This window comes from Comamonas sp. GCA5 (assembly GCF_036541385.1).
In the GTDB taxonomy this organism is placed as follows: Bacteria; Pseudomonadota; Gammaproteobacteria; order Burkholderiales; family Burkholderiaceae_C; genus Comamonas; species Comamonas aquatica.
The window spans coordinates 20,982-32,078 of record NZ_JAZHFR010000039.1 but is presented as its reverse complement, the minus strand read 5'-3'; the positions used below and the strand labels follow the sequence as shown (position 1 = coordinate 32,078).

Here is an 11,097-nt window from a genome sequence, read left to right as displayed (position 1 = left end):
AGAGCGACCGCCCCGAGCTGACCGCCGCCAAGATCATCGTCTCCGGTGGCCGTGCCCTGGGCAGCGCCGAGAAGTTCAACGAAGTCATCACCCCCCTGGCCGACAAGCTGGGCGCCGCCATTGGTGCCAGCCGTGCGGCGGTCGATGCGGGCTACGCCCCCAACGACCTGCAGGTGGGCCAGACCGGCAAGATTGTGGCGCCCCAGCTGTACATCGCGGCGGGCATCTCGGGTGCGATCCAGCACCTGGCGGGCATGAAGGACTCCAAGGTGATCGTGGCGATCAACAAGGACCCCGAGGCGCCGATCTTCTCGGTGGCCGACTATGGGCTGGAGGCCGACCTGTTTGCGGCCGTGCCCGAGATGGCCGGCAAGCTGTAAAGAACTTTTCAGCCGCTGCGCTGAACGTACAAAAGGAGCCAGGTGGCTCCTTTTGTTTTGATAGCGTCTTGCGCTCGCTGTGCTTGCACGGAAGGCCGATTGTGGCACTATGGCCTGGATCGATCCCAGGGGCCGCTGGGCGCCTGCAAGGCAGAGGGCCGCGAGCAGCCACCCGCCCCGCCAGGGCCTCAGTTCAGGCTCAGGTCCAGGCCCAGCGTTTTGGCCAGGGTGAAGGTGAACAGCATCACGCCCAGCAGGGCCAGCATGAAGATGGCGGCCACCTTGCCGCCCGTGAGCAGCAGGGCGCGCCGGCTCGCCCCTTTTTTCTTGCCCTGGTCGTAATGCCACTTGATGGCGAAGAACATGCACGTGACAAAGATGCCGACCTTGAACGTGACGAAGACTACGGGGACCCAATCGATCATTTGAAAACTTCCAAGCTATGACGTGACACGGTCTGTCCTGGGGCGCACCGCCGCCCGAAGGGGGCGGCCACATGGTCAGCGACATCCCTGCAAAGACAGTGTTGCTACCGGCTCTGGAACATACTCTACTGAAAAGCAATTTCCATACATCGCGCGCGCATCTCGGCGTTGAAAACCATGCAAGAGGACCCTTCCCCCCCCTGGTTGCCGCAATTGGCCCGGCAGGGCGGCCCACGTTTTCTGCAGATCGCCGATGCGCTGCAGGCGGCGGTGGCGGGCGGCGCTCTGCAACCCGGTGACCGCCTGCCACCGCAGCGCCACCTGGCCGCCCAACTGGGCGTGGACCTGACGACGGTCACGCGCGCCTACGACGAAGCCCGGCGCCGCCACCTGCTGGAGGGCCGCGGCGCCCGCGGCACCTACGTGGCAGCGCCCAAGGTCGAACTGGCGCCCATCCTGGACCTGAGCATGAATACCCCGCCACCGCCCGATGGCGTGGACTTCGGCGACCTGCTCCGGCAAGGGCTGGCCCAGGTGCTGATGCGGGCCGATGCGCCACTGCTGATGACCTACCACCTGGGTGGGGGCAGCGACGCCGACCGCCAGGCGGGTGCGCACTGGCTGGCGCCGATGTTTGGCCCGCTGGAGGCTGCGCAGGTGCTGGTCTGCCCGGGGGCGCAAGCAGCGATCGCGGCCCTGATCCTGGCGCTGACCGAGCCTGGCGATGTGATCCTGGCCGAGCCCGCCAGCTACCCCGGTCTGCGCACCGCCGCCACCCAGTTCGGGCGGCGCATCGTGGCGGTGGATGCGGACCACCATGGCATGCTGCCGCAGTCGCTGGAGCAAGCCTGCCGCGCGCACCAGCCCAAGCTGGTCTACCTCAACCCAACCTTGCAGAACCCGACGGCCATCACCATGCCGCAGCCCCGGCGCCAGGAGATTGCCCGCATTGCCCAGCGCTGCCAGGTGCGCATCGTCGAGGACGACCCCTACTGGCTGCTGGCCGAGGCCCCGCCGCCGCCGATTGCCACCTGGGCGCCGGCGCAGGTGATCTACATCTCGACCCTGTCGAAGTGCCTGACCCCCGGCCTGCGGGTCGCCTTCGTGCGCATCCCCGACCCGCAGGAGCGCGAGCGCTTTCTGGTTGCGCTCCGGTCGTTTGCGCTGATGGTCGCGCCGTTGACGGCCGCCCTGGCCACGCAGTGGATCCTGGACGGTTCGGCGCAGCGCTTGATGGCGGGCGTGCGCCAGGAGGCGCGCCTGCGCCACCGCATGGCCAGGGATGTGCTGGCGGGGCGCTACAGCGGCGCGGGCGACGGCCTGCATGTCTGGCTGGAGTTGCCGGGCTACTGGAGCTCCGCGCAGCTGGCGCAGGCGGCCGGGCGCGAGGGCATCGCCGTCACACCCGCGCAAGCCTTTGCCACCGGTGACCCCGGCCGCGCCTCCGTGAATGCCATCCGCATTTCCCTGGGCAGCACCCAGGACCGGGGCCGGCTGAAGGCCGGCCTGCAACGGCTGTCGGACTTGCTGGCGCGCCGGCCCGAGCCCTTCAGCCCTGCGGTGGTGTAGCGGGCCCAGCCCCATATGCGGCCGGCTGTGTGGGCGCTGCTGCGCACCGAGGCCGCTGGTGGCTGGCGGCGCCGTGCAACGTCTGGCTCGCCGCGTGCGGGGGGCTGGGGCCGAGGGGATGGCGCTGTGCAGGGTGGCGCCCGCAACCACCCGCCGCACACCACTCCATTACCAACAAAAATAGCCTCCAGCGCAGGTGTGTCCTGCGCCAGAAGCTATGGTTGGAGTAGCAAAAAGGCGCCCCGCAAGGCGCCTTGCCCCACCAGGCGGCCCCTCTTAGAAGGTGTGGCGCACGCCCACTTGCAGGCCTTGCTGCTTGCCGCTGTCGCTCAGCAGGGCGGCGGGCTCCAGGCTCATGCCGCCCACGGCCGCGTCGTAGCCCTTGTTCTTCAGGAACGCGTAGGTGCCGTAGACCGCGGTGCGCTTGGACAGGTTGTGCTCATAGCCCAGGGACAGCTGGTCGGCCTTGAGTTTGGTGGCCACGCCCACGGGCTGGTACTGGTAATGGTTGTACGCCGCCTTGACCACGCCGGCCGCACCCACGGGTGCCGAGGCGCCCAGGGTGTAGGTCTCGCTCTTCACGGTGGATTGGCCTTCGGGTGTGTTGCGCGCCTGGCGGTACGCGCCCAGCAGCTTGAAGCTGCCGAAGTCATAGCCGGTGCCCACGGCGTAGGCGCGCTGGCGGATGTTGGCGCCGCCGAAGTCGACGTTGTTCTGCTGCTCGGCCGCCAGGCTGGCGGACCAGGGGCCCTGGTCGTACGACACGGCTGCGTCGTAGTAGGCCTTGGTCTTCCAGGTGCTCTGGTTGGTTTCGCCGAAGGCGTAGTTGGCCGAGAAGGTCACACCGCCGAAGCTGGGCGAGACATAGCCGATCAGGTTGTCTTTGCGCTTGTCGTCGTTGTTGCCGATGCCCCAGGCCTGCGAGCCACCGATGCCGGCGTGGTGGAACACGTCGTAGCGCTTCATGGCCTTGTAGGCGGCGGTTTCGTCGCGGCCCAGGTTCACTTCACCGAAGTTGCCCATCAGGCCAACGGTGGCGCGGCGCTTGAAGTCCACGCCACTGCCGGAGTCGCCCGCGCCGGTGCCGGCGTTGATGCCCGATTCCAGCCAGAACTGGGCCTTCAGCCCACCGCCCAGGTCCTCGACGCCGCGCAGGCCGAAATAGCTGTCCTTGTTGCCGCCAGAGTTCAGGCCCGACTAGGTGTTGTGGCCATCGACCACCGTGGCCGCAGCATCCACGTTACCGAACAGGGTGACGGAAGACTGTGCAAAGGCCGAGCCGGTGGCAGCCACCGCCAGCAGGGGCAGGGTGACCATGATTTTCTTCTTCATTCAGGAACTCCAATCGAGAAATTGACTTGCACGGGGTTGGTGCTCGCTGTCGTGCGGAAGTTCGTGGATTCAACAAAGTGTTGCAGACGTTTGCACACCGTTTACCTGGCCGTGACCGTCGACCTGCGGCGGCGCACAACGGGGTGGCCGTGGGCGTGCAGGCATGAAAAAAGCTGCCGGAGGGGCAGCTTTTTGGGGGAGGGCGCGTGCTAGCGCAGGCTTACATCAGCAGGTGTTCACCGGCGTTGTCACCGCCCAGGATCACGTAGTTGACCTTGCGGATGTCCATCAGCTTGGTGCCACCAGCGTAGCTGATCGAGGACTGCACGTCCTGCTCCATCTCGATCAGCGTGTTCTTCAGCGGGCCCTTCACGGGTTCCAAAATGCGCTTGCCTTCGACGTGCTTGTACTCGCCCTTGTTGAAGTCCGAGGCCGAGCCGTAGTACTCCTTGAACAGCTCGCCATCGACTTCCACGGTCTTGCCGGGCGATTCCTCGTGGCCGGCAAACAGCGAACCGATCATCACCATAGTGGCGCCGAAGCGGATGCTCTTGGCGATGTCGCCGTGGCTGCGGATGCCGCCGTCGGCAATGATGGGCTTGGTGGCCACGCGGGCGCACCACTTCAGCGCCGACAGCTGCCAGCCGCCCGTGCCAAAACCGGTCTTGAGCTTGGTGATGCACACCTTGCCGGGACCCACACCCACCTTGGTGGCGTCGGCGCCCCAGGCTTCCAGGTCGATCACCGCTTCGGGCGTGGCCACGTTGCCGGCGATCACGAAGGCGTCGGGAATCTTGGCCTTCAGGTACTGGATCATGTTCTTCACGCTGTCGGCATGGCCGTGGGCGATGTCGATGGTGATGTACTCGGGGCAGATGTCGTCGGCGACGAAGCGGTCCACGGTGGCGTAGTCCGCAGGCTTGACGCCCAGCGAGATCGAGGCGTACAGGCCCTGCGACTGCATGGCCTTGGTGAAGGCCACGTTGTCGATGTCAAAGCGGTGCATCACGTAGAAGTAGCCGTGCTGCGCCAGGAATTTGCAGATCTTCTCGTCCAGCACGGTCTTCATGTTGGCGGGCACGACGGGCAGGCGGAAGGTGCGGCCCCCCAGCTCCACGCTGGCGTCGCATTCCGAGCGGCTTTCCACGCGGCACTTGCGGGGCAGCAGCAGGATGTTGTCGTAGTCGAAGATTTCCATGGTTCCAAGCTCCGGAAAGGTCACGGTGGGAATCTCACCCACCTCAATTTTCGAGGGTAGGCGCTTGGCTTGGAGACCGGTTTGGTGCGGCGCTGGCAGACAGCGGGCAAAAAAACCGGACCTCAAAAAACTTGGGCCCGGTGATTGATTCTACCCGGCGCACGGGTTCGTTGCTTGCCCCGAAATGCATGGGGGGTATATGAGAAACCGAATGTGGTGCGCGCCGCCAGCGCTCAGAAGGGGCTGCCGGCACGCTCCATGCACTTACTCCGGCTTGATCTTGGCGCGGCGCACCACTTCGCCGTAGCCTACCAGGCGGTCGGCCATCATCTTCTCGAAGGCGGCGGGCTTCATGTCTTCGGGGACGATCACGGCCCGGTCATTCAACTGCTTGACCATGGCCGGCTCGGTCGCGGCCTGGCGGATGGCCTTGAACAGAATGTCCTGGATGTCCGCGGGCACGTTCTGCGGGGCGGCGATGCCGGTCCAGGACGTCTGATTGAGCATCGGCTGGTTCAGCTCGCCGAAGGTGGGCACATCGGGCAGCTGGGCCAGGCGCTCGGGCGCGGCCACGGCGAGTGCGCGCAGCTTGCCGGCCTTGATGTGTTCCAGGAAGATCACCAGGTTGTCGAACGCAAACTGCACTTCGTTGGCCAGCACGGCGGTGATCAGTGGCGAGCCACCCTTGTAGGGAATGTGCATGGCCTGGACGCCGTACTGCATCAGCATGGCCTCGGCATTAAGCTGGCCCATGCTGCCGGCACCGGCGCTGCAGAAGTTCACCTGACCCGGACGCGCCTTGAGGTAGGCCACAAATTCCTGCATGTTCTTCACTGGCAGGCTGGGGTGGACGACAACGACGTTGGGCTGGCGGCCGAGCATGGCCAGGTTGGCAAAGTCCTTGATGGGGTCGTAGCCCAGGTTGGGCTGCACCAAGGGGTTGGCCAGGTGGCTGCTCTGCGAGGACACGACCAGCGTGTAGCCATCGGGCTTCGCGCGTGCCACGTATTGCGTGCCGATGGAGCCGCCGGCCCCCGGCTTGTTCTCAATCACCATGGGCACGCCCAGGATGCGGGACAGCGCGTCGCTGTACATGCGCGCCATCACGTCCACCGAGCCGCCGGGCGGGAAGGGCACGACCAGCGTGATTGGCCGGCTGGGGTATTTATCGCTCTGCGCCAGGGCTGGCAGTGCGGTGCTGCCGGCCAGGGCCAGGCCAGCGCCCAGGAGGTGGCGACGGGAGAGGGTGGTCATGGGGTGGTGGGAGGAAGGCATGCGGAAATCCGGCAAGGGTTAAACAGGTTCAGCGGCCGGCACGGGGGCCTGCCACTGAACGGGATGCAAGGAGCAAGGGATCAACCCAGTGCCTGCAGCGTCAGCAGCAGCGCCTGGGCGCGCGGCACGAAGGTGGTCAGGTCGCAGAATTCGCGCTCGCTGTGGGGATAGCCACCGACCGGGCCCACGGCGCACAGCGAGGGGATGCCCATGGAGGAGGTGATACCACTGTCGGCCGCGCCTCCGGTGAATTCACCATCGACCTCGAAGCCCACCTGGGCCGCGCTGCGGCGGTAGGCCTGCAGCAGGGCATCGGGGGTGCGCGCCATCGGCAAGGTGCCGGTCATGGCGGTGATGCGGCCTTGGGTGCGTGGCAGGTGCTCGGCTTCAATGACGGCCCGCACCTGGTCCAGCGCATGCTCCAGATTGTTTTCAGCGGTGTAACGGATGTCCAGGTGGGCCTTGGCCAGCGGTGCCACCACGTTCGAGGCCATGCCCCCCTCGATGAAGCCGACATTCAGATGCAGTCCGGGCTGGGCCTCGGTCAGCGCATGCAGTGCAAGCACCTTGTGCGCCAGGGCGGCAATTGCGCTGGCGCCCTGCTGCGGATTGACCCCGGCATGGGCGGCCACACCCTGGACTTCAAAGTCGATGCGGTACGAGCCCTTGCGCTCGTTGACGACATTGCCGCTGATGCGGCCGGGTTCGGCATTGAGCACGGCGCGTGCACCCTGCGAGATTTCGCGGATGCGCCCGCGACAGGCGGGGGAGCCGACTTCTTCGTCGCAGGAAAAGAACAGCTGCACCGGGGACGCGTTGCCCCCGAAGCGCGCCAGGGCCTCCAGCACAAACACGTTCATCACCAAGCCGGATTTCATGTCGGCCACGCCGGGGCCGTAGGCCCGGCCGGCTTCGACACGGAACGGGCGTTGCGCCGTCGTGCCACGCGGGAAGACCGTGTCCATGTGCCCCATCAACTGCAGATGGCCTGTGGCTGCGGGGTTGTGGCCGGGGACACGGGCCAGCAGGCATTCGCCCCAGCCGGGCTCCGGCAGGGTCTGGACGGCAATGCCGGCGGCCTCCAGGCGTGCGCGCAGCAATGCGGCCACGCGCTGTACGCCTTCGACATCGCCGCTGCCGCTGTCGGTATCCACCACTTGCTGCAGCAGTTCCTGCATGGCGCTGGCCTGTTCGGCCAGCCATTGCAGCGCGGCCGCTGTGGCGTCGGGGGAGGGGGGGGAAGAGGGCGCGGTTGAGAGGGACATGGCAATGTTTATGAAATGAAAATTTCAATAATCATAAAAATTATGTGAAATTGGAAAATCATTATTCCGACAAGTCGTCAGGAATTGCAAGCCGGTCAAGCATGGGGCATGGACCGGTCAGTTCGGGCTTGCCTGGCGGCGTGCCATGCAGGACCATCCCCCGGATGCACGCCGTTGCCCGGCGGGGTGCACACGATTTCTTTCCCTTGACCTGAGTCCGCTGCCTATGTTTTTGCCGCAACGTATTGATCTGTATGCCGATGCACTCACCGCGAGTGAGCGCAACCTGGCTGCCTCGCTGCGCCAACGCTACCCCGAAGGCTTGCTCGACCCGGCCAGCGTGATGGCGGCTGCGGCCGGCACCAGCGCGCCGACGGTGGTGCGCTTCTTTGCCAAATTGGGCTATCCCAGCATGGCCGAGGTGCGGCGTGAGGCGCGCACCCAGCTGACGGCGGCGCTGCCCAATCCCTCGCAGCGCAGCAACTTCACGATTGGCGGTGAACGCAGCCTGTCCGAGTGTGTGGACGACACCGTGCTGCACGATTTGCACAACGTGCAGGCCACGTTCCAGCAGCTGGACATGGCGGCCTTCCAGGCCATGGTGCAGGCCATCTGCCAGTGCCAGGGCCGGATCTATGTGGTCGCTGGCGAAAACAGTTCGCCGGTGGCCATGTACCTGACCACGCACCTGAACATCTGCCGCCCTGGGGTGGCCGACCTGGGCAGCCGTGCCCCATTTCCGGTGGACCGCCTGCTGTGGGTGGCGCCCGACGATGTGCTGATCGCCTACTCGATCCGCCGCTATGCCCAGGACACGCTGCAGGCAGCCCGGTATTTTCGGGAGTGCGGGGCCACGGTGTTGGGGATTTGCGACAGCATGGCCGCCCCATTGGTGCGCCATGCCCAGCACAGTCTGCTGGTGTCCACCCACAATGCCTCGCCCTTCGACTCGTACACCGCGACCTTTGCACTGTGCAATGCCCTGGTCTCGGCCGTGGCCCAGCAGCTCAAGGACGGCGTGTCGCAATCGCTGCAAAAGCGCGACAGTCTGTGGGCGAAGATGCAGGCGCAAGCAGGCGCTGCGGCAGGCCCATCGCCGCGCCGTTCCGCGCGTACCAAGGGCAAGTGACCCCGAGCCGGCGCGGAAAGCCGTGGTTTTGCGGCATGCAAAGCACCTGCAGGCCGCTGGCGGGCTCTGGTTTTTTAGAATGGGGGCATGTTTCCGCTAGACCTGCTCGATGCTGCCGCGCCCGGCACCCCGCCTTCCCAGAATTCGCCCCTGTTGCAGGGCCTCAATGCCGAGCAGCTGGCGGCGGTGACGCTGCCGGCCGGCCACGCGCTGGTGCTGGCGGGGGCGGGCTCGGGCAAGACCCGCGTGCTGACCACGCGCATCGCCTGGCTGCTGCAGACCGGCCAGGTCTCGCCCGGCGGCATCCTGGCCGTGACCTTCACCAACAAGGCCGCCAAGGAGATGACGGCGCGGCTGTCGGCCATGCTGCCCTACAACGTGCGTGGCATGTGGATTGGCACCTTCCATGGCCTGTGCAACCGCCTGCTGCGCGCCCACCATGTGGCGGCCGGCCTGCCCGCCACCTTCCAGATCCTGGACACGCAGGACCAACTGTCGGCCATCAAGCGCCTGTGCAAGCAGTACAACGTGGACGAGGAGCGCTTTCCGCCCAAGCAGCTGGGCTGGTTCATCGCCGGTTGCAAGGAAGAGGGCATGCGCCCCCGCGACGTGCCCACGCAGGACCCGGACACCAAGAAGAAGGTGGAGCTGTACCAGCTGTACGAGGACCAGTGCCAGCGCGAAGGCGTGGTGGATTTTGGCGAGCTGATGCTGCGCAGCTTCGAGTTGCTGCGTGATGACGCGCCACTGCGCGCGCACTACCAGCGGCGCTTCCGCTTCATCCTGGTCGATGAGTTCCAGGACACCAACAAGCTGCAGTACGCCTGGCTCAAACAGCTGGCGGGGGAAGTGGTGAATGGCCACATGCAGTCCACCAGCAGCGTGCTGGCCGTGGGCGATGACGACCAGAGCATCTATGCCTTCCGCGGCGCGCGCGTGGGCAATATGAGCGACTTCGTGCGCGAGTTCGACGTGCAGCACCAGATCAAGCTGGAGCAGAACTACCGCAGCTACGGCCACATCCTGGACAGCGCGAACGCGCTGATCGAGCACAACAGCCAGCGCCTGGGCAAGAACCTGCGCACCGACCAGGGCGCCGGCGAGCCGGTACGCGTGCTGGAAGCCCCGACCGACCTGGACGAGGCCAGCTGGATGGTGGGCGAGATCAAGGACCTGGTGCGCAACGACGGCTACAGCCGCCAGGAGATCGCCGTGCTGTACCGCAGCAATGCGCAGAGCCGGGTGATCGAAAGCAAGCTGTTCAATGCCGGTATTCCCTACCGCGTGTACGGCGGCATGCGCTTCTTCGAGCGGGCCGAGGTGAAGCACGCCCTGGCCTACCTGCGCCTGATCGAGAATCCGCACGACGACACCAGCTTCATGCGCGTGGTGAACTTCCCGGCGCGCGGCATTGGCGCGCGCAGCGTGGAAACGCTACAGGAAACCGCGCGCGCCGCGGGCTGCTCGCTGTCCGACGCGGTCACTGCCGTGGGCGGGGCCGCGGGCACCAAGCTGCAGGGTTTTGTTGCCAAGATCGACGTGCTGCGCGAGGAGACCCAGGGCAAGACGCTGCGCCAGACCATCGAGCGCATGCTGGAGGTCAGCGGCCTGGTGGACTTTTACCTGAGCGACAAGGAAGGCCAGGACCGCATCGAGAACCTGAAGGAACTGGTGAACGCGGCCGAGAGCTTTGTGACCCAGGAAGGCTTTGGCAAGGATGCGGTGGCCCTGCCCGTCGACGAAACCGGGGCACCGCTCACGCAGAGCCTGGCCAGCCAGGGCGTGGACACGGCGCGGCCGCTGCTGGACCTGCCGCTGGGGGGCACCGACGTGGAGACGGGCGAGACCCTGTCGCCGCTGCAGGCCTTTCTGGTGCACGCCGCCCTGGAGGCCGGGGACAACCAGGCCCAGGCCGGCCAGGACGCGGTGCAGCTGATGACGGTGCACGCCAGCAAGGGCCTGGAGTTCGACGTGGTTTTCATCGGCGGGCTGGAAGAGGGCCTGTTCCCCCACGAGAACGCCATGAGCGACCGCGGCGGCCTGGAGGAGGAACGCCGCCTGATGTACGTGGCCATCACCCGCGCGCGCAAGCGCCTGTACCTGAGCCACTCGCAAAGCCGCATGCTGCACGGGCGCACCACCTTCAACCTGCCCAGCCGCTTCATCGACGAGCTGCCCGAGGCCTCGCTCAAATGGCTCAGCGCCAAGGGTGGTTTTGGTAGCTTTGCTCCCAAAAATGCAGCTGGTAACGCTTGGCAGTCGGGCATCAGAGGTCAATTTGGCACTTATACGCCCAAGGGGCCGGAAATCTTTGCCAGCCCGCCGGTGCCGGTGCAAAAGGCGGTGCCGGGCCACGGCATCGTCAAGGGCAAGACGGTGTTCCACACCAAGTTTGGCGAGGGCAAGGTGCTGGCGGTGGAAGGCGCGGGCGACGATGCGCGCGCGCAGATCAACTTCCCGCGCCATGGCACCAAGTGGTTGGCGCTGGCGATTGCCAAGCTGACCGTGGTGGATTAGGCCCGGG

10 protein-coding genes are annotated in these 11,097 nt (G+C 66.1%); 4 read left to right on the top strand and 6 right to left on the bottom strand.

Features of this window, described 5'->3' with window-relative positions; translation table 11 throughout:
- Positions 1 to 380 (top strand): electron transfer flavoprotein subunit alpha/FixB family protein (locus SJH88_RS10955; RefSeq protein ID WP_274754491.1); only part of this gene is annotated, 380 nt, incomplete at its 5' end.
- A 188-nt stretch (positions 381 to 568) separates the two neighbouring features.
- Here the strand turns inward: SJH88_RS10955 and SJH88_RS10950 are convergent.
- On the bottom strand, positions 569 to 805 hold the full coding sequence (locus tag SJH88_RS10950; protein ID WP_154163494.1) for a hypothetical protein: 237 nt from the start codon (positions 803 to 805) through the stop codon (positions 569 to 571).
- Between the two features lie 177 nt (positions 806 to 982).
- Between SJH88_RS10950 and SJH88_RS10945 the strand changes: the two genes are divergently transcribed.
- Positions 983 to 2,374 carry an aminotransferase-like domain-containing protein gene (locus tag SJH88_RS10945; RefSeq protein WP_274754490.1) on the top strand — a complete coding sequence of 464 codons (1,392 nt, stop codon included), beginning with the start codon at positions 983 to 985 and terminating at the stop codon, positions 2,372 to 2,374.
- Positions 2,375 to 2,650: 276 nt separating this feature from the next.
- Here SJH88_RS10945 and SJH88_RS10940 read toward each other — a convergent pair whose 3' ends face one another.
- From SJH88_RS10940 to SJH88_RS10920, 5 genes are all read right to left on the bottom strand, one after another.
- Complete coding sequence (locus SJH88_RS10940; protein ID WP_274754492.1) at positions 2,651 to 3,565, bottom strand: porin; 915 nt, start codon at positions 3,563 to 3,565, stop codon at positions 2,651 to 2,653.
- Between the two features lie 6 nt (positions 3,566 to 3,571).
- Positions 3,572 to 3,706 (bottom strand): hypothetical protein, encoded by a 135-nt coding sequence (locus SJH88_RS10935; RefSeq protein ID WP_274754489.1) that lies wholly within the window; start codon positions 3,704 to 3,706, stop codon positions 3,572 to 3,574.
- A 220-nt stretch (positions 3,707 to 3,926) separates the two neighbouring features.
- On the bottom strand, positions 3,927 to 4,904 hold the full coding sequence (locus SJH88_RS10930) for a GMP reductase (RefSeq protein WP_042419237.1): 978 nt from the start codon (positions 4,902 to 4,904) through the stop codon (positions 3,927 to 3,929).
- Positions 4,905 to 5,168: 264 nt separating this feature from the next.
- Positions 5,169 to 6,158, bottom strand: coding sequence for a Bug family tripartite tricarboxylate transporter substrate binding protein (locus tag SJH88_RS10925; RefSeq protein WP_274754488.1), 990 nt, complete (start codon positions 6,156 to 6,158; stop codon positions 5,169 to 5,171).
- A gap of 101 nt (positions 6,159 to 6,259) precedes the next feature.
- Positions 6,260 to 7,444, bottom strand: a complete 1,185-nt coding sequence (locus SJH88_RS10920; protein WP_274754487.1) for a M20 family metallopeptidase — start codon at positions 7,442 to 7,444, stop codon at positions 6,260 to 6,262.
- Between the two features lie 226 nt (positions 7,445 to 7,670).
- On the opposite strand from SJH88_RS10920, the gene SJH88_RS10915 reads away from it, so the two are divergent.
- Complete coding sequence (locus SJH88_RS10915; RefSeq protein WP_274754486.1) at positions 7,671 to 8,573, top strand: MurR/RpiR family transcriptional regulator; 903 nt, start codon at positions 7,671 to 7,673, stop codon at positions 8,571 to 8,573.
- Positions 8,574 to 8,660: 87 nt separating this feature from the next.
- Positions 8,661 to 11,090, top strand: coding sequence for a UvrD-helicase domain-containing protein (locus tag SJH88_RS10910; RefSeq protein ID WP_274754485.1), 2,430 nt, complete (start codon positions 8,661 to 8,663; stop codon positions 11,088 to 11,090).
- Positions 11,091 to 11,097: the final 7 nt, after the last annotated feature.

Coding starts and splice junctions, on each gene's coding strand:
- SJH88_RS10950 (WP_154163494.1), bottom strand. CDS start 805: ATGATCGATTGGGTCCCCGTAGTCTTCGTCACGTTCAAGGTCGGCATC.
- SJH88_RS10945 (WP_274754490.1), top strand. CDS start 983: ATGCAAGAGGACCCTTCCCCCCCCTGGTTGCCGCAATTGGCCCGGCAG.
- SJH88_RS10935 (WP_274754489.1), bottom strand. CDS start 3,706: ATGAAGAAGAAAATCATGGTCACCCTGCCCCTGCTGGCGGTGGCTGCC.
- SJH88_RS10930 (WP_042419237.1), bottom strand. CDS start 4,904: ATGGAAATCTTCGACTACGACAACATCCTGCTGCTGCCCCGCAAGTGC.
- SJH88_RS10925 (WP_274754488.1), bottom strand. CDS start 6,158: ATGACCACCCTCTCCCGTCGCCACCTCCTGGGCGCTGGCCTGGCCCTG.
- SJH88_RS10920 (WP_274754487.1), bottom strand. CDS start 7,444: ATGTCCCTCTCAACCGCGCCCTCTTCCCCCCCCTCCCCCGACGCCACA.
- SJH88_RS10915 (WP_274754486.1), top strand. CDS start 7,671: ATGTTTTTGCCGCAACGTATTGATCTGTATGCCGATGCACTCACCGCG.
- SJH88_RS10910 (WP_274754485.1), top strand. CDS start 8,661: ATGTTTCCGCTAGACCTGCTCGATGCTGCCGCGCCCGGCACCCCGCCT.